Raw genomic sequence first — 23,144 nt, 5'->3', positions numbered from 1 at the left:
GACCTGCCGTCGTCGTAATTAGTCGTATCTAGCCCTCGATGGCTGCCTTCGCCGCGGGATCGGAGTCGTTCAGGAACTTCTCGATCCGCTCCGGCTCGTCCGCTTCCCCAATAGCCGACGAAGCCCTGCCCAGCGAGTAAAGCGCACGGAGGAACCCGCGGTTCGGCTCGTGCTCCCACGGGATGGGCCCGACGCCGCGCCAACCGTTGCGGCGCAGCGCGTCCAGTCCGCGGTGGTAGCCCACTCGGGCGTACGCGTAGGAGTCGATGGTCCGGCCCTCGGTCCACGCTTCCTCAGCCAGGATCGCCCACAACAGTGAGGACGTGGGGTGCTTTTCCACCAGGTCCAGGGCCTCGTGCCCGGCTTCCAGCTGCGCATTGACCTCGGTCTCGGCAGGCAGGAGCGTGGGCTCAGGTCCCATCAGGTTCTTGCGGAACTCATCCGACATCTAGAACGTCTTTCCGGCCGAACCGAGCTGCTTGGTGGCTTCCACCACGCGGGCCGCCAGGCCGGCTTCGGCGGAAGCGCCCCAGACGCGGGGGTCGTAGGTCTTCTTGTTGCCCACTTCGCCATCGACCTTCAGGACGCCGTCGTAGTTCTTGAACATGTGGTCGGCCACCGGGCGGGTGTAGGCGTACTGGGTGTCGGTGTCGATGTTCATCTTGATCACGCCGTAGGAGACGGCGTCGGCGATTTCCTGGTCCGAGGATCCGGAGCCGCCGTGGAACACGAGGTCGAACGGGTTGTCCTTGCCGATCTTCGCGCCCACCTGGGCCTGGATGTCCTTGAGGATCTCCGGGCGCAGCTTGACGCCGCCGGGCTTGTACACGCCGTGGACGTTGCCGAAGGTCAGTGCGGTGATGTAGCGGCCGTTTTCGCCGGCGCCCAGGGCGTCGATGGTGGCCAGGGCGTCCTCGACCGTGGTGTAAAGCTTGTCATTGATGGCGTTTTCGACGCCGTCTTCCTCGCCGCCGACCGTGCCGATCTCCACCTCGAGGATCATCTTGGCGGCAGCCGTGCGCTGGAGCAGGTCGCGGGCAATGCGCAGGTTTTCCTGCAGGGTTTCGGCGGAGCCGTCCCACATGTGGGAGTTGAAGAGCGGGTTGCGGCCGGCCTTGACCTCGGCCTCGGAAGCCTCAAACAGCGGCAGGACAAAGCCGTCCAGCTTGTCCTTGGGGCAGTGGTCCGTGTGCAGGGCGATGTTGACGTTGTAGTTCTTGGCAACTTCGCGGGCGAAGGCTGCGAAACCCAGGGAGCCGGCAACCATGTCCTTGGTGGACGCGCCGGACCAGTAGGCGGCGCCGCCGGTGGAGACCTGCACGATGCCGTCGGACTCCGCCTCCGCGAAGCCTCGCAGTGCCGCGTTCAGCGTCTGCGAGGACGTGACGTTGACGGCGGGGAAGGCGAATCCGCCCGCCTTCGCGCGGTCGATCATCTCGGCGTAGATCTCTGGGGTTGCAATGGGCATGCTGGCTCCTCTGCTGAGTTTCGTCTGTGGGTGGATGACCCTCAAGTAGACCGCTTACGGCTAGGCACCATCCTAGCCATTCCCGGGCAGGCCGGGTGTTTCGGGTCACGGGTTGGTAATACTCAGACCTGCTGGCCGAAGACGTGCCTGCGGACCCAGGCGTGCATGGCGATGGCGGCTGCGGAGGCGGCGTTAATGGACCGGGTGGAGCCAAACTGCTCGATGGACAGGGTGGCGACGGCTGCCTCGTGGACCTCCGGCGTCAGGCCCGGGCCTTCCTGTCCGAACACCAGCACGCAGTCCCGGGGCAGCTCGTAGGTCTCCAGCGGGACGGAGTCCGGGAAGATGTCGATCCCGATGATGGCGAGCCCCTCCCCGTTCGCCCACTGGACGAAATCCGCCACGGTGGGGTGGTGGCGTACGTGCTGGTAGCGGTCGGTGACCATGGCACCGCGCCGGTTCCACCGCCGTCGGCCGATGATGTGGACCTCTTTGGCGAGGAAGGCGTTGGCGGTGCGCACCACCGTGCCGATATTGAGGTCGTGCTGCCAGTTTTCGATGGCCACGTGGAAGTTGTGCCGCCGCGAGTCCAGCTCCGCAACAATCGCCTCGTGTTTCCAGTAGCGGTACTTGTCCAGCACGTTGCGCCGGTCCCCGTCCGCCAGGAGGTCAGGGTCCCAGTGGTCGCCTTCCGGCCATTCGCCTTCCCAGGGCCCGACGCCGACCTCGGCCTTGGCGGGTTCGGCGTCCCCGGGCTCGTGGTTGGGTTCGTCGGTCATCCCGGGCGTTTGATTCACCCTTCAACACTAGACTGGACCACTGGAGCATTCATCACCGGTGGAGGTAGACGTGGCAGAAGAAGTCCAGGCAGCAGGAAACCCCGCGGTTTACCGCAGCGGCCAGGAAATTGAATGCTGGCTGACGGACATGGACGGCGTCCTGGTCCACGAGAACCAGCCTATTCCGGGCGCTGCCGAGTTGATCCAGCGCTGGGTGGATACATCCAAGCGGTTCCTGGTGCTGACCAACAATTCGATCTTCACCCCGCGCGACCTCGCTGCCCGCCTGCGCTCCTCCGGTTTGGAGATCCCGGAGGAAAATATCTGGACCTCGGCGCTGGCCACGGCCCAGTTCCTGAAGGACCAGGTGCGCGGCTCGGAATCCGGAAATCGCGCCTACACCATCGGCGAGGCGGGTCTGACGACGGCGCTGCACGAGGCGGGCTTCATCCTCACCGACCAGGATCCGGACTTCGTAGTGCTCGGCGAGACGCGGACGTACTCCTTCGAGGCCATCACCATGGCCATCCGGCTGATCCTGGGCGGGGCGCGGTTCATCGCCACCAACCCGGATGCCACCGGCCCGTCCAAGGACGGCCCCATGCCCGCTACCGGCGCCATTGCCGCCCTGATCACCAAGGCCACCGGCCGCGAGCCGTACATTGTGGGCAAGCCGAACCCCATGATGTTCCGTTCTGCCATGAACCAGATCGACGCGCACTCCGAAACCACCGCCATGATCGGTGACCGGATGGACACGGACATCATCGCCGGCATGGAGGCGGGCCTGCACACGGTGCTGGTGCTCAGCGGCATCACGCACAAGGACGATATTGCGGCCTACCCGTTCCGGCCCAACCAGGTGCTGAACTCCGTGGCGGACCTGAAGAACCAGATCTAGAAGATACTCACCCGGGAGCCGCCCCGGGGCAAGGGGAAGTATTCATCCAGCAGCTCCGTCAGGAGGGGCCGGTAGATTTGCGGGTTCCAGCCGGGGCTGGCGTGGGCCGGCGCGGCCCCGATGGTTTGCAGGCCACTGGAGACCATGTTGTCCTTGAAAGCCACGGCCCAGGTCTCCGAGGCCGTTTCGTAGTCGACGGTCTGGTCCTTCGGGTTGCCGACATAGGCCATCTTGGCCGTTCCAAGCTGGCCCGCGAACTGGCCGCCCTCGAAGTGGTAGATGTACGCTGACTCGGTCTGGATGAGCACACTGGAGGGGGCTATCGGCGAAAGCTGTTCGAGCGTCTGGTCCAGGATCTGGCGCCAGCTCCGTTCGTCCTTGTGGATGATCCGCTCCCCCAGTTCGTAGCCGCCGCGGAGGGTGGACGGGAACCTGAAACCGCGCTCGTACAGGAACACCACGCCGTCGAACCAGCTCTGGTCCAGGACGTCATGCGCACTGTAGGGGCTCGAGTCCAGCAGGATGAACTGCACCTGGATGCCTGCCACGGCAAGGAGCCGGGCGGCCACCTGGGTGGCCAGCATGCCGCCGAAGCTGTGCCCGTAGAAGAACAGTTTGGTGATTTTCTCCACCGCGACGTACTCGGAGATCGCGCGGACCACGTCAGTGACATCCAGGCCCAGGTTGGAATACCCGACGGCGGCGAGCCGGGCGCGCTTGTTCAGCGAGCCGCGGAGGGTGTTGAGGATCCACTGGGCCTCTTCCCAGCTGGTTTTGTACCCGGGGAAGAGGAACCAGCAGGCGTCCGGGTAGTAGGCATCGGCGAAATCATCCGCAACAGGCAGGATCTTTGTGGTTTGGCGCTGCGATTGCACTTCACGGGTCAGCAGCATGTCCGCAGCGAGCAACCCGGAGGCCCCGGCACCGGCGAGGAACGTCCGGCGGGAAAAGCGCTTAAGGGCAGCCGCCTCCGCCAGCAGCCGGGCCTGGGGGACCCCGCGCCGGTGTTGCGGACCTGTCTCCCCCTCATACGGCACACCCCTACCGTAAGCACACCTGAAGTAAACGCCGCAAGGACCGGTATGTAACCATTCCGCGACGCGGCGGTCAGCTGGCCGCCTGGCCCTCCGTGGCGGGGAACGGAGCCTGGGGTTTTTGCTGCCGGCGGGCGATTTCCAGGCCGATGTCGTTGTAGCGGCCCAGCAGGTCCGCGCCGTCGAACGCCTGCGGGTTATCCAGCAGGGCGAAGACGGAATCGCTGGCGTGGAGCAGTTCTTCGTCCGAGTACTCCGTCAGCGGGCGGCCGTAGAGTACTTCGAAGAAAATCACCGGCAACTGAGGGAGTCCCTCGGCAAAATCACCGCCGCCGGTGAACAACTCCGTGACATCGTCGTCCATGAGGAGCGGTTGGGTGGTCGACGGGCCGTCGGCATTGCGGTCGTAACTGGCGGTGACAAGCTGGAGGGTCACCCCGGCGGAGGGAAGGCCCGGCAGGGAGTTGGTGTCCATGGCGTTCAGGTCGGCGCGCAACCCGGCGAGCGCCGATGATTCGATGAGGGCAGCCTGCGAAAGATCAACACAAATGCGGCAACGCAGGCCCATCCGCCGGACGCGTCGAATGATGTGGACGAGTTCCGCACGGGTGTCGTGGCGAAGGGTTCCCCGGACTTCAATCCGGACGATGTCAGCTGAGACATCGAGGTCAACTAGTGCGTCAAGCGCGCGGTCCATAGGTACTCCAAAAGAGGTTCTATGGCCGACGGCTCAACCTCCGCAAGCGTAACCTCCACCGGGAGCCCCGCACAAGCCGTCCCTCAGGCGCTCTGGCCCGGCCTGACGCTTCCCGGCTCCTGGTAGTGGGTGTGCGCGCCTGCCCCGCCGACGGAATCCACCAGCGACCTGGCGATGTCGCGCAGCTTGGTGTTGCTGTTGCTGGACGCCTCCGTGAGGATTTCGACGGCGGCCGCCTGGCTGCAGCGGTTTTGCGCCATGACAATGCCAATGGCGATGTCGATGATGGTCCGCGATTCCAGGGTCGCGCGGAGATTTGAGGCGCTGTCCGCATGCAGTGAGAACCTGACCGCGAGGCGCAGTGCCTGCGAAATCTCCCTGGTGAAGTCCCGCGCACGGGCAGCCGCCCCGCCATCGAACTTGTGCGGGACGTCGGAATAGAGGTTCAAGGCAGCCTTGGCCTCGCCCTGCAGGTTGAAGGGCAGGGAAAGCACCGAACGCAGCCCGTGGGACGCAACAGCGTTGGCGTAGTCCGGCCCCCACCTGTCCTCCTCGAAAAGGTCCGGAACATAGACCTCACGTTCGTCCTTTGCCGCGGTAAGGCACGGCCCTTGGGACAGGGAGTACTGGATTTCATCCACTTCCCGGGCCGAGTCACTGCTCCAGCCGATCGTGGCTGCCTTCCGGTCACGGAGCAGTGTGATTCCGCACAGGGCGTCGTCGCCGTCGCCTGCCATCTGGTGCGCGGAAAACCGCGCAAGCTCGTTGAGGAAGTCCTCAAAGTCAGCGCTGTCCAGAATCAGGTTCTGGACCTTGTCGGTAGCGCTCAAAGGTTGTTCTTGGGTGGGCAAGTGTAGGGTCTCCAAGCAACTGAAGGGTGATAAGGCAAATATTAGGTCACCCGCTGGCCCTGACCAAGTGCGGACCCCAGTCCGAACCGACGCAATTCTTCGGAGCCGAAGGCGGTCAGTCGGACGGACCGCGGGTGCGAGCCACGGATCAACCAGCCCCGGTCCAGCGCGCCTGCTGCGAACAGTTCGGCAAAAAGTCCGGCCGCGTGGTCTACCCGTTCGGTCCAGTCCAGGCATGGCCGTGCCAGCGCACGGGTGGGGTTCTCCGGTAACGGCATCCCAACGTCCCGGGCCCAGGCCCGGCCGTTGCCAGTAACCGTCCAGTCGGATGAGAGGAGCCCTTTGTCCAGCCAAGTCCGGGTCACTGCAACTCCGAGGGCCCCGGCCAGGTGGCGGTAACAGGTCCGGCCCTGTTGCAGTTCATGGTTATGTTTCTGAGCCCGGAAGGACCGGGGCACCACGGGTTCTGCATGCGGGCTCAGCCGGACCAGCGCCTCCACCGCGTCGGCCACGTTCCGGTTCTTCAGCCTCACATACCTGTGCCGCCCCTGGCGGACGTCCTCGACCAACCCCGCGTCAGTGAGTTTGTTAAGGTGAACCGTGGCGGTCCCGCGGGTGATGCCAGCGCTCTCCGCCAGTTCCGCCGCGGTCCATGCCCGCGCGTCCATGAGGGAGATCAGCATCCTGGCCCTCGACTCCTCAGCCATGGCCCGTGCCGTCAAAGCCAAGTCATCTGCCCAGAGTGGTGCCATGCTCCAATACTTCCACGGAGATGGTTTGACCGGCACCAAACTGTTGAGGGGCGACTATTGGGGCATGTTCACCGCCATCACCCCGGGCGCCCACTACTTTGGCTCCCTCGTTGTCCTTTTGACCACCGCGAACCCCGATGGCAGCACGAACATCACACCCATATCCTCTGCATGGTCCCTGGGGGACCACTACGTCATGGGGCTCGGCACCGCCAACCAGGGCCACGCGAATTTAATGCGGAGCCGCGAAGTTGTACTCAACCTTCCCGAGGCGCGCCTGGCCGGGCAAATAGAGCAGATTGCCATGACTACTGGAATGGACCCGTTACCGCCCCAGAAGAAGCGGCTGTACCGGTACGTACCCGACAAATGGGCCCTTACCGGCTGGACCAGCCTTCCGAGCATGGAAGTTTCGCCGCTCCGGATCGCCGAATGCCCCGTCCACATTGAGGCAACGCTGGAAAACAGTCTGGCCCTGGACACGGATATGGAGGCCGTGCACGTCCGGGTGCGCAAAGTCCACGTCAGGGAGGACCTTGCCCTCGACGCACGACATGTGGACGTCGGCGCATGGCAACCGCTGTTCTATACGTTCCGCCACTATTTCGGGCAGGGCCACCACTTTGGATCCAACACCAGGGCGGAGCAGCGGCTGCCGGAGCCGGCCGGACGCCCAGGGCAGCGCCCTGCCGCCGCCCTTACCGGGTACTAGGCAAGGCCAAGCTCGTCCTTGCCAAACGCGAACAGGTAGGGAACACCCGTTTCGGCCTCGATCTTCTCCTTGGCGCCGGTGTCGCGGTCAACGATGACGGCAACGGCCACTACGTTCCCGCCAGCCTTCCGCACGCCTTCCACTGCCGTCAGCGCCGATCCTCCGGTGGTGGACGTATCCTCCAGGACCAGCACCTTCCGACCTTCGACGGACGGACCCTCCACCTGGCGGCCCATGCCGTAAGACTTCTGGGCTTTGCGGACCACGAAAGCGTCAACGGACCGGCCTGCGTCAACCGCGGCGTGCATCACCGCGGTACCGACCGGGTCTGCGCCCATGGTGAGCCCGCCTGCGCACTCAAAGTCGATCCCGGCGTCGTCAGCCAGGGCCAACATCACCTGGCCCACCAGCTTGGAGGCTTCGTGGTGCAGGGTGATCCTGCGCAGGTCGATGTAGTAGTCGGCCTCGGCCCCGCTGGAAAGGATCACCTTGCCGCGGACAACGGCGAGTTCCTTGATCAGTTCGAGCAGTCGGGCGCGGGCAGCGGCAGCGTCAGGCGCAGCGTGAGTGGGCGAAGTCATGGGCTCCAGTTTAGTGGGTGAGCGGGCGGGCAAAGCCTGGCGCGTGCTCCGGAAGCGGACCGAAAGCGATGACCCGGGGCAGGATCCGCCTCAAGACCGGGTTGTGCCTGATAGCGAACAGCAGCGCCTGGCGGAGCCTGGACGTGTTTCCGGCTGCATCGGCTGAAGGAAATTTCCCGGCGAACAACGGAACGAACACGGCCCGGTGCATGATCCGCTGCACGGTTTGCACCACCACGGTGGGCATCCAGCGGCGGCGCTGGACCGCAGCAAGGGTGGCGGTGCGCACCTGTCCGCGGCGCAGGTCCGGCGCCAGCCGCTTCGCCGCTGCCACCGCGTCCTGGATGGCCAGGTTGATTCCTACGCCCCCGGCGGGTGACATGGCATGCGCGGCATCCCCGATGCAGAGGAAACCGCCGGCATACCACCGGCGCAGGCGGTTCAGCCTGACATCGAGCCAGTGCAGGTCTTCCACGCTGCTGATCGAACCGACACTGTCCGCCAGGTCGGGTCGGAGTGCGGCCACACGCCGGCGGAACCGCTCCACACCTTCGGCCCGGATCCTGGCGTCCGCACCCTTCGGGGCGAGGTAGCCCATCTGGTAATAGTCAGTGCGGTTCAGTGCAATCATCGCTTCCCGGTCACCTATGGCCGGGACCACCCCGGCCGCCCCAGTCCTTCCTGGCGTCCGGCGCGGAAGTTTGAACCACCACACATCAAACGGCACCGGATACTCCTTAGGGGACAACCCCGCGGCCCGGCGCAGCACCGACTGCCGGCCATCAGCCGCCACCACCACGTCGGCGTGAAGCACCTGCTCCCCGCCGGCCGCGGTATCGCCGGCGGACCGGTAGCGCACCGCGGTGACGCGTCCGCCGTCGTCGAACTCCAATCCCGTGGCTTCGCATTCCATCAGGAGGGTGAATGTCGGTTCAGCCTTGGCGGCGGATGCAAGGAAATCCAGGAAGTCCCACTGCGGCATCATGGCCACATAGTTGTACGGGGGTTTCAAGGAGTCGAAGTCAGCCAGGGTAACCAGGCCGGCGCCCGGCACCGGGAATGCCACATTTTGCAGGCGGCTCTGCGGCAGGGCACGGAATCCGGGGCCAAGGCCCAGCTCGTCCATCAGCCGGATCGTGGAAGCATGCACCGTGTCGCCGCGGAAATCCCGCAGGAAATCGCCGTGTTTTTCCAGGACAACCACGTCCACCCCGGCCCTGGCCAGCAACAGTCCGAGCATCATTCCCGCCGGGCCGCCGCCCACCACTGCACACCCCGTCCGTTCCATGCAGTTACGCTACGCCGGGCGCCGCGCGTCCGGAACAGTTGAGGGTTGTTGACAGCGCTGGCTAGGCTGGACCACATGCGCGAACTCCAGGCCAAGATCATTGAAGAAATGGGCGTTCTGCCCCGGATCGACCCCGCAGGGGAGGTGCGCAAGCGCGTCACATTCCTGAAGGAATACCTGAAGGCAACGCATACCAAGGGCTTCGTCCTGGGCATTTCCGGCGGGCTGGATTCCTCCTTGGCCGGGCGCCTTGCGCAGCTGGCGGTGGAGGAACTCCAGGCCGAGGGCGTGGAAGCGAACTTCGTGGCTGTACGGCTGCCGTACGGCGTGCAGCATGATGAGGATGACGCGCAGGCAGCCCTGGACTTCATCAAGGCCAAGACCGAGTGGACCTTCAACATCTCCGCAGCGGTTGACGGTTTCGAGGACGAGTTCGAAAAAACGGTGGGCTCGGAGATTTCCGATTTCCACAAGGGCAACACGAAGGCCCGCACCCGCATGATCGCCCAGTACGCACTGGCTGGGGAATTCAACTACCTGGTGATCGGCACAGACCACGGCGCCGAATCCGTGACCGGCTTCTTCACCAAGTACGGCGACGGCGGCGCGGACATCCTGCCCCTGTTCGGCCTCAACAAGCGGCAGAACAGGGCCCTGTTGGCCGAACTGGGAGCGCCGGCCCGCATCTGGGAGAAGGTGCCCACCGCCGACCTCCTCGATGACCGTCCTGGCCGTACTGACGAAGACGAACTCGGCATCAGCTACGACCAGATCGACGACTACCTCGAAGGCCGCGACGTTCCGGAAACAGTGGCCGAATCGATCGAACAGAAGTTCCTCCGCACCCGGCACAAGCGCACGGTTCCGGTGACCATCTTTGACACCTGGTGGAAGGACCAGGGCCCGGAGGAGCCCCGCGCCGGACTCTAGCGGGTACGCCGCCTGTCCGCGCCGCCCAGCTGCTGCGTAATCCGGTGCGCCTCCGCCATCAGCAGGCCACCAAGTTCCTCCTGCCGTTCGGGTTTGAAGCGCGGCTCGATGCCGGTCAACGACAAAGCCCAGGCCGGCTTGCCGGATCGGTCGAACACCGCCGCACCCATCCCCCAGCTTCCCTCCAGGACCAGCCCGGGGTTTACCGAGTATCCGGCCAGCCGTGTGCGGGCAAGGTTTTTCCGGACCAAGGCGGCGGTGTGGTTTGCCGCGAATGCCCCCGCGTGGTCAGTCCACCGGTCCAGCAGTTCCTCCTGCTCGCTTTCCGGCAGGAAGGCCAGGATGGCCGTGCCGGCCGACGCAACACCCAGCGGGAACCGCACGCCCTCGTGCAGGACGAAGGAACGCACGGGGAAACTTCCTTCCTCGCGCAGCAGGCAGACCGTCTCAGCGCCGCGCCGGATCGAAAAGAAGGCGCTCTCCCCCGTGGCCTCGGCAAGTCGTCGAAGGCTGGGGCGGGCAATGTCCTCCATCGGAAAGCGTGCCGCGGCCACGGACCCCATGAGCAGCACCTCCGGGCCGAGCACCCAGTTGCCGGTGGTGGGATCGTGGTCCAGCAAGCCTTCAGCGGCAAGGGACGAAAGGAGTCGGTGGACCGTGGGGCGGGTGAGTCCTGATTCGCGCACCAGCCCGGCCAGCGGCATGCCCTCCGCGCTTCGACCTACCAGCCGCAGCAGCCCGGCAATCCGCGTCACCACCTGGGCGCCCTGCACCGGCGTCATGGTCACAAACCCTCCTAATGTCCACAATATGGATACGTTTGAGCATATCGTCCACACTGTAATTCCTTGGCATTGTGTCCTTGACAGGTTCAATGAGCCGCCCGTAGTCTCCGGAAGCAGATCCTGCGTCCACTAAGTGGACGTTTACTGCTCTCAACGAGGAGACGTCATGAAAAAACTCCAGCCTTCTGCCATCGCAGCCCTGGCGGGCGCGCTGCGGGACGGGATGACCCTCGCCGTGGGCGGCTTTGGCCTCAGCGGCATCCCCGCTGACCTGATCGAAGCCGTGCGCGACTCCGGCGTCAAGGACCTCACCGTCGTCTCGAACAACATGGGCGTGGACGGCAAGGGCCTGGGCATCCTGATCGAAGCCGGCCAGGTCCGCAAGGTCATCGCCTCCTACGTTGGCGAGAACAAGCTCTTCGCGGAGCAGTACCTCGCAGGGAAACTCGAGGTTGAGTTCACCCCGCAGGGAACACTGGCGGAACGCCTCCGCGCCGCCGGCGCCGGCATTCCGGCGTTCTACACCAAAACAGGCGTGGGCACCCTGGTGGCCGAGGGCAAGCCGCACGAGGTGTTCGACGGCGAGACTTTCGTCCAGGAGCGCGCCATCAAGGCCGACGTCGCACTGGTCCACGCGCACACCGCGGACACGGACGGCAACCTCACCTACCGTTTCACTGCCCGGAACTTCAACCCGGTGGTGGCCACCGCAGCGGTCCTCACCATCGCCGAAGCGGAGGTCATCGTCTCCCCCGGCGAACTGGACCCGAACCACATCGTCACCCCCGGGGTCTTTGTCCAGCGGTTGGTCCAGGCCACGGCCCGGGTAAAGGACATCGAGCAGCGGACGGTACGCCAGCGCACTGTGGCTGCCGGCGCCGAAGCGCTGGCCGTCTGAGCCGTGGCCGGGAACTCAAAGGAGAGCACCACCTTATGACTACCACGCAACCCGATGACCTCGATATCCGCCAGAAAGGCCTGGCCCGGATGGCGGAGAGGCTGGCCGGATGGACACAGAAATGGTTCCCTGACGCGTACATCTTCGCCTTGGCCGGGGTGCTGCTCGTCGCCGTCGCAGCGTTGGCGGCAGGCGCTTCGCCCAAAGCCGTGGTGGATTCCTTCGGCAACGGATTCTGGGACCTGACCGCTTTCACCCTCCAGATGTCAATGGTTGTCCTGACCGGTTACGTCGTGGCAACCTCGCCCCCTGTGGCCCGGCTGATTGAACGCCTGGCCCAGGTTCCCGGCTCCGCGCGGACCGCCGTCAGCTTTGTTGCCGTGATCTCCATGTCGGTGTCGTTCGTGAACTGGGGTTTGAGCCTGATCTTCGGCGGCCTCCTGGCGCGTGCCGTGGCCCGCCGGGGGGACCTTCACGTCGACTACCGGGCCCTCGGCGCGGCGGCGTTCATGGGGCTGGGCGCAGTCTGGGCGCTGGGGATGTCCTCCTCCGCGGCCCAGCTCCAGGCAACCAAGGCTTCCATTCCGCCGGCGCTCCTGAAGATCACCGGCGTCCTGGACTTCGGCACCACCATCTTCACCTGGCAGTCCCTGCTGACCCTGGTCATCCTGATGGTGCTGACCACCGTCATTGCCCACTTCTCCGCCCCCACGGGCGGCGCCGTCAAAACCGCGGCCGACCTCGGCGTCGACCTTGATGACCAGCCCGAACCGCCGGCCGAAAAGTCGCGCCCCGGCGAGTGGCTCGAATACAGCAGGGTCCTGCCCATCCTGGCGGGGGTGCTCACCCTCGGCTGGCTGGTGTCCCAGCTCCTGACCCTGCCCATCCTGAGCGTGGTCAGTTCACTGAACGGCTACCTGCTGGTCTTCCTGATGCTGGGGCTTGTGCTGCACGGAACCCCGCGCAAATTCCTCCAGTCCGTGACCAAGGCCGTGCCCGCAACCGCAGGCATTTTGGTCCAGTTCCCGCTCTATGCGGCGATGGCGGCCATCCTCACCAAGGCGACGGGCGCGGGCGGCCTCTCGGTGTCCGAGCATCTGGCCCATTTCTTCACCAGCATCGGCGGCAACGGGGCGTTCGCGGTCATCATCGCCCTTTACACGGCCTTCCTGGGGATGTTCGTCCCTTCCGGCGGAGGCAAGTGGCTGGTCGAGGCACCCTACGTCATGCAATCCGCGACGGACGTAAACATGAACCTTGGCTGGACCGTGCAGATCTACAACATGGCCGAGGCCCTGCCCAACCTCATCAACCCGTTCTTCATGCTGCCGCTGCTGGCCGTCTTGGGCCTGCGCGCCCGGGACCTGGTGGGCTTCACGTTCCAGCAGTTCCTGTTCCACCTGCCGGTTGTGCTGCTGTTGGCCTGGCTGCTGGGAATGACATTCGAATTCGTGCCGCCGGTAATACCCAACTGACTACAGACACCCGAATACTGCGAGAAGGAAAAAGGAGTTTCGCCATGGCCTGGACCAGGGATGAGATGGCTGCGATTGCGGCCGGGGAACTGAATGACGGCGACTACGTCAACCTGGGGATCGGCATCCCCACACTGGTGGCCAACAACCTGCCCGAGGGCGTGCGGGTGGTGCTGCAGAGCGAGAACGGGCTGCTGGGCATGGGGCCGTTCCCGTTCGAGGGCGAAGAGGACGCGGACCTGATCAACGCCGGCAAGCAGACCGTCACGGTGTTGCCCGGCGGCAGCATCTTCGATTCCGCCACTTCGTTCGGCATGATCCGCGGGGGCCATGTCAAGGTGGCGATCCTGGGCGCCATGCAGGTCTCCGGCGATGGTGACCTGGCCAACTGGACCATCCCGGGCAAGATGGTCAAAGGCATGGGCGGCGCCATGGACCTGGTGGCCGGAACACCGCGCGTGGTGGTCCTGACCGAACACAACGCCAAGGACGGCAGCGCCAAGATCGTCAGCCAATGCACCCTCCCGCTGACGGGGCTCAGCTGCGTGGACCGGATCATCAGCGACCTCGCCGTGTTTGACCTTTACAAAACGGGCGACGGCGGACGGCAGCTCACGCTGACCCGGCTGGCGCCAGGCGTCACCGAAGAGGAGATCCGGGAAAAGACCGACGCCGGCTTCGATGTCCGGCTTGAGAACGAGGAAGTGGCAGCGTGAGCCTGAAAGACCAGTTTGGCAAGGATGTCCTGATCACCGGCTGGGGGCACAGCAGGTTTGGCAAGCTGGCGGACGAGACCCTCGAATCGCTGATTGTCCAGGTGGCCACGGACGCCATCAGCACCGCGGGCGTTGAACCGTCGCAGATAGACGAGGTCTACGTGGGCCAGTTCAACGCCGGCATGATGCCGCTGGCCTTCCCCTCGTCACTGGCCCTGCAGGTTTCCCCGGACCTGGCCAACGTCCCGGCCACCCGTGTGGAGAACGCGTGCGCTTCCGGCTCGGCCGCCTTCCAGCAGGGCACCAAGTCGCTGCTGGCCGGTACCGCAAAAACGGTCCTGGTGATTGGCGCGGAAAAGATGACCCACGCCGGGGCAGACGTGGTGGGCGCCGCGCTTCTCGGGGCGGACTACGACATGGCCGGGAGACAGTCCACCACAGGTTTCACCGGGCTCTTCGCCGAAGTGGCAAAACACTACGCCAAGCGCTACGACGCCGCCGGCAGCCTGGGAGACATACTGGGCAGCATCGCAGCGAAGAACCACCGCAACGGCGTGGACAACCCCTACGCCCAGCTCCGCAAGGACCTTGGCGAGGAGTTCTGCCGGACCGTCTCGGACAAGAACCCGATGGTGGCCGACCCGCTGCGCCGCACCGACTGCTCCCCCGTCTCGGACGGTGCAGCCGCCGTCGTGCTGTCCGTCTCCCCCACCGGCGGTGCCACGGCTCCGGTACGGCTTGCCGGCTTCGGCCAAGCCAACGACTTCTTCCCCACCGACCGCCGCGACCCCACGGCGTTCGAGGCCACCCGGGCCTCCTGGCAGCGCGCCCTGGCGATGGCCGGCGTCGGGCTCGAAGACCTGGACCTGGCCGAAGTCCATGACTGCTTCACCATCGCGGAACTGCTCATGTACGAAGCCATGGGCCTGACCGCCCCCGGCGAAGGCGCCCGGGCTCTTGAGGAAGGCTGGGTGTACAAGGACGGCAAGCTGCCGGTCAACGTCTCCGGCGGACTCAAGGCCAAGGGCCATCCGGTGGGCGCCACGGGAGTCTCGCAGCATGTGCTTGCTGCGATGCAGCTCACCGGGACCGCCGGCGATATGCAGCTGGCGGCCCCGCGCAGGGCTGCGGTGCAGAACATGGGCGGCGTCGGCATCGCCAACTACGTCAGCATCCTTGAGGCTGCCTGACATAGCGCACGGGGGCAGCCCCGTCCTGCTTACTTCGCGGCACCCGCAACAGCATCGGCGCCGGCGGTGGCACAAGCTTCATCCAGGGCGCCATCAGGTGCCCCGCCCACGCCGATGCCGGCAACAGAAACGCCATTGACCTTCAACGGGACACCGCCTGCCAGGAACAGCGTGCCCGGCAGGTCGGCGATCGAGGGACCATTGCCATTGACGCGCTTGGCGAGTTCGCTGGTGGGTGCACCGAAGGCTGCGGCCGTGTAGGCCTTCTGCTTGGCGGCCTCAATGGTGTGGGCGGCGGCGTTGTCTCCCCGGAGCACAGCCTGGACCGTGCCGAAGCGGTCAACGACGGCCACCGTGACGAAGGGCAGCTTGTCTGCCTGGCATTTGGCGAGCGCCGCAGTCACGGCCTGGGCCGACGCTCCGGCAGTGATCCGGTTCTGCTGCACCACTGTTTCCGGAGCCGGCCGGACATCAACGGCCGGTACGACGGCGGGAGCTTCCGCGCCGTTCGCCCCGCCGGTACCGGCGTTCGCGGCCACCGTCGCTCCGGCCGTGGCCAGGATCGCTGCGGCTGCTGCGGCGGTGAGTGCTTTGTGCGACGTCTTCATAATGCTTCCTTCGGTTGGGGGTGCTGCTTCCGGGTTCCATCCTTCCGGCCGCGTCCTGCGGCGGCATCGGTTGATGGGCTGTTCCTGGCTACCCCGAAAGGCCGGCCATATCAGCCAAAAGGCTGAGGGCAGCCAGGGCAGGGACGCCTAGCATGGAGTGCAGAGCCACCCATCAGAACCGGATCCCGCATGCCCACCAGAGATGCCCTACCAGCCACAGGTCCGGCGGCCGGCGCCGCGCAGGGCCCCGACGCCCGCCGGTCGCTTCGTGCGCCGGCGGCGAACGGCCGCCTGGGCGGCATCGAGGCCGCGGTCCATCTTGGCTTCGCGGTGCTCCTGGTGGCCTCCGTGGTGCGGTACGTTCTGCGGCACTCACCGGCCGACAACATGCTGGTGCTGGGACTCGCTGCCGCCGCCAGCCTGCTGTACGCCGTCGTAGCCCTGCTGTCGGCTCGGGACCGGCACAGCGTCGCCTGGGTGGTGGCGCTGGTTGGCGTGTGGGCGGTCCTTGTGGTGGCGGCGCCAAGCTTCGCGTGGTGTTCCTTTGCCCTGTTCTTCCTGTGCAGGAGTGCTTTGCGGGGCGCTGCCGCCTACATCCTGGCGGCCGTCATCACCCTGGCAACAGCCGCCGGCCTGTTCCGGCTCGGTAACGGCACCGACATCGCCATGCTGCTGGGTCCACTGGCTGTCGGGACCATGCTGACGCTCATCTATGACAGGATCCAGAACGACGCCGCAGAGCAGCGCCGCCTGAACGCGCAGGTTTCCCTGGCCCAAGGGCAGCTCGCGGCCAGTGAGCGCCGGGCCGGCACCATCGCCGAACGGGACCGGGTATCCCGGGAAATCCACGACACCGTCACCCAAGGGCTCGCCAGCAGCCTGCTCCTGCTCGAAGCAGCGGGCCGCGGGTGGCCGGATGCGACAGCCCGGGACGGTCTGCGCCAGGCCACCGACCTGCTCCGCGCGAACCTGGCGGACACCCGGAGCCTGGTCCACGAGCTCGCCTCCCCCGGGTTGGAATCGACGCCGTTGCCGGACTCGCTGCTGCTTGCCGCCCGGCGGTACATGCCGGCGGCCACCCTGGCGGTGACGGGCGAACCGGGCCCCGTTCCCCCGGAGGTGCGGCACGCCCTGCTGCGGGTTGTGCAGAGTGCCTCCTCCAACATCGCGCTGCATGCTTCGGCTTCGATGGCCGCGCTGACGTTGGGTTTCCTGCAGGACACCGTCACCTTGGACATTTACGACGACGGTGCGGGCTTTGACCCGGCGGCGGCAGCCCCGCCGTCGGCCTCGGGTGGGTACGGCCTGCGAGCAATGCGGCAACGGGTGGAGCAGCTGGGCGGGAGCTTCTCGGTGCAGAGCACCCCGGGCGAGGGCACCATCGTGGCCGCGCAACTTCCTTTGGAGGGGCCATAGATGGGCGGCATTACGGTCCTTCTGGTGGACGACCACCTGGTGGTTCGCAGCGGCCTGCGTGCGTTGCTTGCGACCCAGCCTGATATGGATGTCGTCGCGGAGGCGTCGTCGGGTGAAGAGGCGTTGCAGCTGGTCCGTTCGCACGCCCCGGCGGTGGTGGTGATGGACCTTGCCATGGGCCCGGGCATGGATGGTATTGAAGCCATCAGGCAGATTCGAAACCTCGGCACCGGACAATCGGTCCTGGTTTTCACCACGTACGACTCCGACGCGGATATTGTCCGCGCTGTTGATTCCGGGGCCATGGGCTACCTGTTGAAAGATGCGGCACCGGAGGAGATCTTCGCCGCCATCCGGGGCGCGGTGCAGGGCAGGAGCGTGATGAGCCCGCCGGTGGCCTCCAGGTTGTTCCAGCAGATGCGCAACCCCGACGAGGTCCTCACTCCCCGCGAGGCGGAGCTGCTCAGCCTGCTCACTGAGGGCCTCAGCAACCGCGAGCTCGGCCGGCGGCTGTTCATTTCCGAAGCCACGGTGAAAACCCACCTGGCACACATCTATGCCAAGCTCGGAGTGGATACCCGGGCGGCCGCTATTGCCACCGCCATCCGCCGCGAAGGCATGCGTTAACCGCACATTATGGCCGCTACCCTTGCACCCGGGGCCCGCGCCCCGTACGTTGGGGACTGTGGGGGACTAACTCCCGCGCACCCCGGGACGGTTCCGGGGAGAGAATCAGAGTCACATGAAGGAATGCAGCCATGGCAACAGGCACAGTTAAATGGTTCAACGCCGAAAAGGGTTTTGGCTTCATTGCCCCCGATGACGGGTCCGCTGACGTATTCGCCCACTACTCGGCAATCGCCACCAGCGGCTACCGCTCACTGGACGAAAACCAGAAGGTCGAATTCGATGTGACCCAGGGCCCCAAGGGTCCGCAGGCAGAGAACATCCGCCCGCTCTAAGTCTTCGGCGGCTCCGGCAACTGCCGGGCCCCCCGTACAGCGGCCCCTCCAACGAACGTTGGAGGGGCCGCTGTTTTTTGCCGGCGTTGTTTCGTCGGCGCTTGTTTTCGGCGGCGCTTGTTTTCGGCGGCGCTGTGTTTCACGGCATTGCGGGTTGGGGATAATTGATCCATGACCGGAAAGGACCAGGACCAGGATCCGTGGGTCGAGTTCGACGCACTCGGGCCCGCCGCACCCGACCGCGTCCCGGGCCAGCCCGGGGGCGAACCCCACGGCTTCGGATTCCGCACCGGCGTACGCAGCGCCCGGGTCGCCGTCGGCTTTGCCGTCTACGCCCTGGCCCTGGGCACCCTCCTGGCCCTGACGGGTTGCATCGTGTTCATCGCCCGGCAGCAGTGGCTGCTGGTGGGGCTCATGCTGATGTTCGAGTCCATCTTTGTCTTTGCCTTCACGCGGCTCGTCGCCCAGGCGCGGCACCGGACACCGCGAAACGGTCAGGCCAAGTAACCCGACAAGCACCCTTGACCTTGACGCAGCGTCAACCCCTAGGCTCAAGGTCATGGAAGAAATCCGTGGCAACGGCTCGAGGGATTGGCCCATCCAGGATGTGGCCAGGATGGCCGGCACCACCAGCCGCACGCTCAGGCATTACGACGACATCGGGCTCTTGAAGCCCAGCCGGGTGGGCGGGAACGGCTACCGCTATTACGACGGTGCCGCCCTCCTTCAGCTGCAGCGGATCCTTTTGCTGCGGGAGCTGGGCCTGGGGCTGCAGGCCATCGCCGAAGTCTTCCAGCGCCAGGCCGACCCCGTCGCGGAGCTCTCCCGCCACCTTGAGTGGCTGGCGCAGGAGCAACAACGGCTGGCCCGGCAGGCGCAGTCCGTGCAGCAAACCATCGAAACAGTGAAGGCAGGAGGCCAACTGATGGCTGAGAAGATGTTTGACGGCTTCGACCATACCCAGTACCGGGAGGAGGTCGAGGAACGCTGGGGCAAGGAGGCCTACGCCGCATCTGATGCGTGGTGGCGGGGGATGGACGCCGCGGAAAAGCGGGCGTGGAAGTCCAGGGTGGAGGAACTGGGCAGGGACTGGATCGCGGCCGGCGCTTCAGGGGTGACGGCGGATGGACCGGAGGCCCAGGACCTGGCACGCAGGCACGTGGCCTGGCTCCAGTCCATTCCCGGAACCCCCGCTGCGGCCGCCGGCGGCGACATCAAGGGATATGTCACCGGACTCGCTGACATGTATGTTGCGGATCCGCGTTTTGCCGCCAACTACGGGGGCATGGACGGGGCCGCCTTCGTGCGGAGCGCCCTGCGCATTTTTGCGGAGAAGCACCTCTAGGGGCACCTGTCAGCGGTTGGCGTTGACCCGCCTGGCCCTCTTGACCCGCCGGACGATGAGCAGGACCACGGCCACGGCGAGCGCAGCGTAGACAGCGTAGTTCAGGACATGTGAATACTTCTCGATGAGCTGGTACTGGGTGCCCAGCAGGTAGCCGAGGCCAATGAGGGCTCCATTCCACAGACCGCTGCCGGCGAGGGTGAAGAGGCTGAAGGTGGCCGGTGGCATCGCCGCGGCCCCGGCCGGCAGCGAGATCAGGCTGCGGATGCCTGGGAGGAGGCGGCCGAAGAAAATGGACGATCTTCCGTGGCGGCGGAACCAGGCCGCTGCCTCTTCAAAGTCCTCCCGGTCCACCAAGGGCAGTTTGGACAGCCAGCGGATTGAACGTTCCAGGCCCAGTTTTGCGCCGAGCCAATAGAGCAGCAGGGCACCCAGGTAGGCGCCCAGGGTGCTGGTCGCGAAGACAAGGAGCAGGTTGAGGGAACCTTGCTTGGCAAGGTAGCCCGCCAGGGGAAGGATCACCTCGCTGGGGATGGGAGGCACCACCGTCTCCGCGAGCGTGAAGGCACCCACGCCCCACTCGCCCAGGGTGTCGATAGCCCTCGCCGCGAAGCCCACGATGCCCGTGAGTCCGTCGGTGGGGCTGGCTGCACCGGTCATGGTTGTCCACATACGTCTGTCCCCGTTCGCTGGCATGGCCGTCCGTTACCCGTCATGTCCACAATACGGGCCGCGGAATTCGTCGAGCGCCCCAAGGTCCCGGGAAGCGCGTCCCGGGGTCACCGGTGCTTGAACTGCGGCTCACGCTTTTCTGCGAACGCCGCCATCCCTTCCTTTTGGTCCTCGGTGGCGAACAGCGAGTGGAAAAGCCTCCGTTCAAACAGGACCCCTTGGGCCAGCCCGGTTTCGAAAGCTGCATTCACGGCTTCCTTTGCCGCCATGGCAGCGGGCTTCGACTTGGCGGCGATCAGCCCGGCTGCCTTGAGGGCCTCGGACACCACTTCCTCCGCCGGTACGACCCGGGAGACAAGTCCGCACCGGTCCGCTTCCTCGGCACCGATGAACCTGCCGGTGAGGATCAGGTCCATGGCCTTGGCCTTGCCGATCGCGCGGGTGAGCCGTTGCGAGCCCCCCATCCCGGGAAGTACGGCAAGGTTGATTTCCGGCTGGCCGAACTTGGCGTTGTCCCCCGCAATAATGAGGTCGCACATCATCGCGAGCTCGCAGCCGCCACCCAGGGCAAACCCGGACACCGCCGCGATGGTGGGGATCCGCCGCCGGGTGAAGTCCTCCCAGCCGCGGAACCAGTCCGCGGTGTACATGTCCATGTAGCCCTGATCAGCCATTTCCTTGATGTCGGCGCCCGCCGCGAACGCCTTGGCCGAGCCGGTGATCACCACGGCGCCTACGTTCGGATCGGAGTCCATCGCGGTCACGGCGGCGACCAGTTCCTCCATGGTGGCCTTGTTGAGCGCATTCAACGCCGATGGCCGGTTGAGGGTCACCAGCCCAACCCTGCCTTGTTGCTCCACCAGGATGTTGGCGTATTCAGTCATTCGGGGCTCCCATCGTCGTGTGCTGCCGTGGTCCGGCTCCGGCCCGTTGCGTCCGTTCCTGTTGCCGCCGCCGTGGTGTCCGCGGCAGCCGGTTCCGCGCTGCCGCGGATATCAGTAATGATGGCGGAGAAGTCGCGGCCGGCGCCGCCCTCCGCGGCAAACGTATCGTAGATGCGGGCGGCGAGCGCCCCCATCTGTCCTGCCACTCCCGTGCTGTTGAGGGCATTGACCGCCAGGTTGAGGTCCTTGGCCATCAGCGCCGCCGCAAAACCCGGCTGGTAGTCCCTGTTGGCCGGACTGGCGGGGACGGGTCCCGGTACCGGGCAGTTGGTGGTGAGCGCCCAGCATTGGCCCGAGGCCGCGGAGGCGACGTCGAACAGGGCCTGGTGGCTCAGGCCCAGCTTTTCGCCGAGGACAAACGCCTCGCTGACCGCGATCATGGAAACGCCCAGGATGAGGTTGTTGCAGATCTTGGCAGCCTGGCCCGCACCGTGGCCGCCACAATGGACCACGCGTTTGCCCATCACCTCCAGGAGCGGCCGCACCGACTCGAAGTCCTGCGCTTCGCCGCCGGCCATGAATGTCAACGTCGCTGCTTCGGCGCCCACCACGCCGCCCGAAACGGGCGCGTCGACCGAACGGTGGCCTGCTTCACCGGCCAGGCGCGCGGCCTCCCGTGCCTCATCGACGTTGATGGTGGAGCAGTCAAGGAACATGGTGCCCGGCGGAGCCGCAGCCAGCAATCCGGGTTGTCCGGCGTTGCCGCGGTAGGCGTCCAGGACGTGTCCACCGCTGGGGAACATGGTCAGCACGACGTCGGCCTCCGCTACGGCGCCAGCCGCGCTGGCCGCGACCGGCACACCATGTTCCCGTGCCGCTTGGACGGCGACAGGCACCACATCGAAAGCAACCACCGCATAGCCGGCCCGGACCAGGTTCACGGCCATGGGACCGCCCATGTGCCCCAGGCCGAGGAAAGCCACGGTTCCCGTCTCAGGCATGGTCCGCCTCCTCGGGTGCGCGTTCCGGGTGCAGGTCCAACTCCCGGCCCTCCAGCGGTTCGAAGAACCTGTCCACCTGTCCTGGAAGCACGTCAGCCAGTGTTGCCGGTTTCCATTGCGGATTCCTGTCCTTGTCCACAACTTGGGCGCGGATGCCTTCGCGGAAGTCGGGACCGGCCAGGAACCGGATTCCGGCACGGTACTCCTGGGCAAGCGCTTCATCCAGGGTCAGTCCAGCGGCCCGGCGCAGCGACGCCAGGGTGACCTTGACAGAGGTGGGTGACTTGGCTTCGATCGTGTCGGCCGCCTCCACCGCAGCCTCCCTCCCGGGCCCCGCCCACTCCCGGAGGCGCCGGACGATCCCGGCTGCGTCATCCGAGGCGTAGCAGGCGTCGATCCAGTCACGGTGCCCGGCGAGCAGCGAGTCCGGGGCCGGCTGGGTATACCGTTCGACGACGTCTTCCGCGTCATGGTCCACAAGGGCGGCCGCCAGGTCCGTCAGCGATCCTGACGGTACGTAGTGGTCCGCAAGGCCAAGGAACACCGCGTCGCCGGCGCCAAGATGCGCGCCGGTCAGGGCAGCGTGCGTTCCGGCCTCGCCGGGTGCGTGCGAGAGCAGGTAGGTGCCACCAACGTCCGGGGCGAATCCGATGGTGGTTTCCGGCATGCCCGTCCTGGTCCGCTCCGTGACCACCCGGACACTCCCGTGCGCGGAGATCCCCACCCCGCCGCCGAGGACCAGGCCATCCATGAGGGCCACGTACGGCTTGGGATACCGGGCGATCAGGGAGTTCAGCCGGTATTCTGCCTGCCAGAAACCTGCCGTCCGGTGTCCGCCGTGCAACATGTCCTCGTAGATGGCCACAATGTCGCCGCCGGCGCAGAGGCCGCGTTCCCCGGCGCCCTGCACCAGGACGGTGGCGACGTCATCGTCCCCGGCCCACGCGGTGAGCTGCCGGAGCATCAGGTCCACCATTCCGGCGGTGAGTGCGTTCACGGCTTTAGGCCTGTTGAGCGTGACCAGGCCCAGCCGGCCGCGGCGCTCAAACAGTACTTCCGGGTGCCCGTTGCCGGCGGCACCATCCATTCCCTTGGCTGCGGTCATCGGCTGGCTGCTCCTTCGCATGGTGGCCGGACGAGTGATCCAGGTCATTCTGGTTGCGAATATACCCGCCGCGTCATGCTGGGGACCAACCGCG

At 66.0% G+C, this 23,144-nt stretch carries 27 protein-coding genes; 12 read left to right on the top strand and 15 right to left on the bottom strand.

The window, feature by feature from the left end; all coding sequences use genetic code 11:
- Window positions 1-28 precede the first annotated feature (28 nt).
- From C563_RS0116250 to C563_RS0116240, 3 genes are all read right to left on the bottom strand, one after another.
- Window positions 29-448, bottom strand: a complete 420-nt coding sequence (locus C563_RS0116250) for a DUF3151 domain-containing protein (RefSeq protein WP_018763129.1) — start codon at window positions 446-448, stop codon at window positions 29-31.
- Window positions 449-1,468 carry a class II fructose-bisphosphate aldolase gene (gene fbaA, locus C563_RS0116245; protein WP_018763128.1) on the bottom strand — a complete coding sequence of 340 codons (1,020 nt, stop codon included), beginning with the start codon at window positions 1,466-1,468 and terminating at the stop codon, window positions 449-451.
- Between the two features lie 122 nt (window positions 1,469-1,590).
- Window positions 1,591-2,247, bottom strand: a complete 657-nt coding sequence (locus tag C563_RS0116240) for a TrmH family RNA methyltransferase (protein ID WP_018763127.1) — start codon at window positions 2,245-2,247, stop codon at window positions 1,591-1,593.
- A gap of 58 nt (window positions 2,248-2,305) precedes the next feature.
- On the opposite strand from C563_RS0116240, the gene C563_RS0116235 reads away from it, so the two are divergent.
- A complete protein-coding gene (locus C563_RS0116235; RefSeq protein WP_018763126.1) occupies window positions 2,306-3,148 on the top strand; it encodes an HAD-IIA family hydrolase in 843 nt (280 codons plus the stop codon).
- On the opposite strand, the gene C563_RS0116230 is transcribed toward C563_RS0116235, so the two are convergent.
- The 4 genes from C563_RS0116230 to C563_RS0116215 form a co-directional block, all read right to left on the bottom strand.
- Complete coding sequence (locus tag C563_RS0116230; protein ID WP_018763125.1) at window positions 3,145-4,185, bottom strand: alpha/beta fold hydrolase; 1,041 nt, start codon at window positions 4,183-4,185, stop codon at window positions 3,145-3,147. The two genes, C563_RS0116235 and C563_RS0116230, sit on opposite strands and share 4 nt — an antisense overlap.
- A 70-nt stretch (window positions 4,186-4,255) precedes the next feature.
- Entirely contained in the window at window positions 4,256-4,879 is a 624-nt protein-coding gene (locus C563_RS0116225; RefSeq protein WP_018763124.1) for a hypothetical protein, read from the bottom strand.
- 83 nt (window positions 4,880-4,962) lie between these two features.
- A complete protein-coding gene (locus C563_RS0116220; RefSeq protein ID WP_018763123.1) occupies window positions 4,963-5,709 on the bottom strand; it encodes a GAF and ANTAR domain-containing protein in 747 nt (248 codons plus the stop codon).
- Window positions 5,710-5,771: 62 nt separating this feature from the next.
- Entirely contained in the window at window positions 5,772-6,482 is a 711-nt protein-coding gene (locus C563_RS0116215) for an ArsR/SmtB family transcription factor (RefSeq protein ID WP_026264971.1), read from the bottom strand.
- Here C563_RS0116215 and C563_RS21485 point away from each other — a divergent pair.
- A complete protein-coding gene (locus C563_RS21485) occupies window positions 6,481-7,194 on the top strand; it encodes a flavin reductase family protein (RefSeq protein ID WP_196803362.1) in 714 nt (237 codons plus the stop codon). The two genes, C563_RS0116215 and C563_RS21485, sit on opposite strands and share 2 nt — an antisense overlap.
- Here C563_RS21485 and pyrE read toward each other — a convergent pair.
- Window positions 7,191-7,775 (bottom strand): orotate phosphoribosyltransferase, encoded by a 585-nt coding sequence (pyrE, locus tag C563_RS0116205; RefSeq protein WP_018763120.1) that lies wholly within the window; start codon window positions 7,773-7,775, stop codon window positions 7,191-7,193. The two genes, C563_RS21485 and pyrE, sit on opposite strands and share 4 nt — an antisense overlap.
- Before the next feature lie 10 nt (window positions 7,776-7,785).
- A complete protein-coding gene (locus C563_RS0116200) occupies window positions 7,786-9,063 on the bottom strand; it encodes an FAD-dependent oxidoreductase (RefSeq protein ID WP_026264969.1) in 1,278 nt (425 codons plus the stop codon).
- Between the two features lie 75 nt (window positions 9,064-9,138).
- On the opposite strand from C563_RS0116200, the gene nadE reads away from it, so the two are divergent.
- Window positions 9,139-9,993, top strand: a complete 855-nt coding sequence (nadE, locus tag C563_RS0116195; RefSeq protein WP_018763118.1) for an ammonia-dependent NAD(+) synthetase — start codon at window positions 9,139-9,141, stop codon at window positions 9,991-9,993.
- Here nadE and C563_RS0116190 read toward each other — a convergent pair.
- The gene (locus tag C563_RS0116190; protein ID WP_043424350.1) at window positions 9,990-10,775 is read right to left on the bottom strand and encodes an IclR family transcriptional regulator; all 786 of its coding nucleotides are present in this window, start codon (window positions 10,773-10,775) and stop codon (window positions 9,990-9,992) included. The two genes, nadE and C563_RS0116190, sit on opposite strands and share 4 nt — an antisense overlap.
- Window positions 10,776-10,944: 169 nt before the next feature.
- Here C563_RS0116190 and C563_RS0116185 point away from each other — a divergent pair, with 169 nt between their 5' ends.
- From C563_RS0116185 to C563_RS0116170, 4 genes are read left to right on the top strand one after another with little or no spacing between them, the layout of a single operon-like run.
- Complete coding sequence (locus C563_RS0116185; protein ID WP_018763116.1) at window positions 10,945-11,676, top strand: CoA transferase subunit A; 732 nt, start codon at window positions 10,945-10,947, stop codon at window positions 11,674-11,676.
- A 35-nt stretch (window positions 11,677-11,711) separates the two neighbouring features.
- Window positions 11,712-13,151, top strand: coding sequence for a short-chain fatty acid transporter (locus C563_RS0116180; protein ID WP_018763115.1), 1,440 nt, complete (start codon window positions 11,712-11,714; stop codon window positions 13,149-13,151).
- 44 nt (window positions 13,152-13,195) lie between these two features.
- Window positions 13,196-13,867: a CoA transferase subunit B gene (locus C563_RS0116175; protein ID WP_018763114.1), complete on the top strand. Its 672-nt coding sequence runs from the start codon at window positions 13,196-13,198 to the stop codon at window positions 13,865-13,867.
- Window positions 13,864-15,057, top strand: a complete 1,194-nt coding sequence (locus C563_RS0116170; protein WP_018763113.1) for an acetyl-CoA acetyltransferase — start codon at window positions 13,864-13,866, stop codon at window positions 15,055-15,057. Before C563_RS0116175 ends, C563_RS0116170 begins: the two co-directional genes overlap by 4 nt.
- A 29-nt stretch (window positions 15,058-15,086) precedes the next feature.
- Here the strand turns inward: C563_RS0116170 and C563_RS0116165 are convergent, their stop codons facing one another.
- Window positions 15,087-15,665: a GlcG/HbpS family heme-binding protein gene (locus tag C563_RS0116165; RefSeq protein ID WP_018763112.1), complete on the bottom strand. Its 579-nt coding sequence runs from the start codon at window positions 15,663-15,665 to the stop codon at window positions 15,087-15,089.
- A gap of 189 nt (window positions 15,666-15,854) precedes the next feature.
- On the opposite strand from C563_RS0116165, the gene C563_RS0116160 reads away from it, so the two are divergent.
- The 5 genes from C563_RS0116160 (at window position 15,855) to C563_RS0116140 (ending at window position 19,388) form a co-directional block, all read left to right on the top strand.
- The gene (locus C563_RS0116160; RefSeq protein ID WP_018763111.1) at window positions 15,855-17,081 is read left to right on the top strand and encodes a sensor histidine kinase; all 1,227 of its coding nucleotides are present in this window, start codon (window positions 15,855-15,857) and stop codon (window positions 17,079-17,081) included.
- On the top strand, window positions 17,082-17,708 hold the full coding sequence (locus C563_RS0116155) for a response regulator (protein ID WP_018763110.1): 627 nt from the start codon (window positions 17,082-17,084) through the stop codon (window positions 17,706-17,708).
- 131 nt (window positions 17,709-17,839) lie between these two features.
- Window positions 17,840-18,043 carry a cold-shock protein gene (locus C563_RS0116150; RefSeq protein WP_009357211.1) on the top strand — a complete coding sequence of 68 codons (204 nt, stop codon included), beginning with the start codon at window positions 17,840-17,842 and terminating at the stop codon, window positions 18,041-18,043.
- 171 nt (window positions 18,044-18,214) lie between these two features.
- Entirely contained in the window at window positions 18,215-18,550 is a 336-nt protein-coding gene (locus tag C563_RS0116145) for a hypothetical protein (protein WP_018763109.1), read from the top strand.
- Window positions 18,551-18,602: 52 nt separating this feature from the next.
- The gene (locus C563_RS0116140) at window positions 18,603-19,388 is read left to right on the top strand and encodes a MerR family transcriptional regulator (protein ID WP_018763108.1); all 786 of its coding nucleotides are present in this window, start codon (window positions 18,603-18,605) and stop codon (window positions 19,386-19,388) included.
- A 9-nt stretch (window positions 19,389-19,397) separates the two neighbouring features.
- Here C563_RS0116140 and C563_RS0116135 read toward each other — a convergent pair whose 3' ends face one another.
- From C563_RS0116135 to C563_RS0116120, 4 genes are all read right to left on the bottom strand, one after another.
- Window positions 19,398-20,060, bottom strand: coding sequence for a VTT domain-containing protein (locus C563_RS0116135; RefSeq protein ID WP_018763107.1), 663 nt, complete (start codon window positions 20,058-20,060; stop codon window positions 19,398-19,400).
- Window positions 20,061-20,167: 107 nt separating this feature from the next.
- A complete protein-coding gene (locus C563_RS0116130; RefSeq protein ID WP_018763106.1) occupies window positions 20,168-20,944 on the bottom strand; it encodes an enoyl-CoA hydratase in 777 nt (258 codons plus the stop codon).
- Window positions 20,941-21,945 carry a 3-hydroxyisobutyrate dehydrogenase gene (gene mmsB / locus C563_RS0116125; RefSeq protein ID WP_018763105.1) on the bottom strand — a complete coding sequence of 335 codons (1,005 nt, stop codon included), beginning with the start codon at window positions 21,943-21,945 and terminating at the stop codon, window positions 20,941-20,943. Before mmsB ends, C563_RS0116130 begins: the two co-directional genes overlap by 4 nt.
- Entirely contained in the window at window positions 21,938-23,050 is a 1,113-nt protein-coding gene (locus tag C563_RS0116120) for an enoyl-CoA hydratase/isomerase family protein (RefSeq protein ID WP_018763104.1), read from the bottom strand. Before C563_RS0116120 ends, mmsB begins: the two co-directional genes overlap by 8 nt.
- Between the last annotated feature and the right edge of the window lie 94 nt (window positions 23,051-23,144).

Origin of the sequence: Arthrobacter sp. 135MFCol5.1, assembly GCF_000374865.1 — a bacterium.
Classification (GTDB): domain Bacteria; phylum Actinomycetota; class Actinomycetes; order Actinomycetales; family Micrococcaceae; genus Arthrobacter.
The sequence above is the reverse complement of the archived record's forward strand: the minus strand, read 5'-3'. Positions and strand labels throughout refer to the sequence as shown.

What these genes read in the sequence shown, in the direction of transcription:
- C563_RS0116250 (WP_018763129.1), bottom strand. Translation starts at nt 448, where the DNA reads ATGTCGGATGAGTTCCGCAAGAACCTGATGGGACCTGAGCCCACGCTC.
- fbaA (WP_018763128.1), bottom strand. Translation starts at nt 1,468, where the DNA reads ATGCCCATTGCAACCCCAGAGATCTACGCCGAGATGATCGACCGCGCG.
- C563_RS0116240 (WP_018763127.1), bottom strand. Translation starts at nt 2,247, where the DNA reads ATGACCGACGAACCCAACCACGAGCCCGGGGACGCCGAACCCGCCAAG.
- C563_RS0116225 (WP_018763124.1), bottom strand. Translation starts at nt 4,879, where the DNA reads ATGGACCGCGCGCTTGACGCACTAGTTGACCTCGATGTCTCAGCTGAC.
- C563_RS21485 (WP_196803362.1), top strand. Translation starts at nt 6,481, where the DNA reads ATGCTCCAATACTTCCACGGAGATGGTTTGACCGGCACCAAACTGTTG.
- C563_RS0116215 (WP_026264971.1), bottom strand. Translation starts at nt 6,482, where the DNA reads ATGGCACCACTCTGGGCAGATGACTTGGCTTTGACGGCACGGGCCATG.
- pyrE (WP_018763120.1), bottom strand. Translation starts at nt 7,775, where the DNA reads ATGACTTCGCCCACTCACGCTGCGCCTGACGCTGCCGCTGCCCGCGCC.
- C563_RS0116200 (WP_026264969.1), bottom strand. Translation starts at nt 9,063, where the DNA reads ATGGAACGGACGGGGTGTGCAGTGGTGGGCGGCGGCCCGGCGGGAATG.
- nadE (WP_018763118.1), top strand. Translation starts at nt 9,139, where the DNA reads ATGCGCGAACTCCAGGCCAAGATCATTGAAGAAATGGGCGTTCTGCCC.
- C563_RS0116190 (WP_043424350.1), bottom strand. Translation starts at nt 10,775, where the DNA reads ATGACGCCGGTGCAGGGCGCCCAGGTGGTGACGCGGATTGCCGGGCTG.
- C563_RS0116185 (WP_018763116.1), top strand. Translation starts at nt 10,945, where the DNA reads ATGAAAAAACTCCAGCCTTCTGCCATCGCAGCCCTGGCGGGCGCGCTG.
- C563_RS0116180 (WP_018763115.1), top strand. Translation starts at nt 11,712, where the DNA reads ATGACTACCACGCAACCCGATGACCTCGATATCCGCCAGAAAGGCCTG.
- C563_RS0116175 (WP_018763114.1), top strand. Translation starts at nt 13,196, where the DNA reads ATGGCCTGGACCAGGGATGAGATGGCTGCGATTGCGGCCGGGGAACTG.
- C563_RS0116165 (WP_018763112.1), bottom strand. Translation starts at nt 15,665, where the DNA reads ATGAAGACGTCGCACAAAGCACTCACCGCCGCAGCAGCCGCAGCGATC.
- C563_RS0116160 (WP_018763111.1), top strand. Translation starts at nt 15,855, where the DNA reads ATGCCCACCAGAGATGCCCTACCAGCCACAGGTCCGGCGGCCGGCGCC.
- C563_RS0116155 (WP_018763110.1), top strand. Translation starts at nt 17,082, where the DNA reads ATGGGCGGCATTACGGTCCTTCTGGTGGACGACCACCTGGTGGTTCGC.
- C563_RS0116150 (WP_009357211.1), top strand. Translation starts at nt 17,840, where the DNA reads ATGGCAACAGGCACAGTTAAATGGTTCAACGCCGAAAAGGGTTTTGGC.
- C563_RS0116145 (WP_018763109.1), top strand. Translation starts at nt 18,215, where the DNA reads ATGACCGGAAAGGACCAGGACCAGGATCCGTGGGTCGAGTTCGACGCA.
- C563_RS0116140 (WP_018763108.1), top strand. Translation starts at nt 18,603, where the DNA reads ATGGAAGAAATCCGTGGCAACGGCTCGAGGGATTGGCCCATCCAGGAT.
- C563_RS0116135 (WP_018763107.1), bottom strand. Translation starts at nt 20,060, where the DNA reads ATGTGGACAACCATGACCGGTGCAGCCAGCCCCACCGACGGACTCACG.
- C563_RS0116130 (WP_018763106.1), bottom strand. Translation starts at nt 20,944, where the DNA reads ATGACTGAATACGCCAACATCCTGGTGGAGCAACAAGGCAGGGTTGGG.
- mmsB (WP_018763105.1), bottom strand. Translation starts at nt 21,945, where the DNA reads ATGCCTGAGACGGGAACCGTGGCTTTCCTCGGCCTGGGGCACATGGGC.
- C563_RS0116120 (WP_018763104.1), bottom strand. Translation starts at nt 23,050, where the DNA reads ATGACCGCAGCCAAGGGAATGGATGGTGCCGCCGGCAACGGGCACCCG.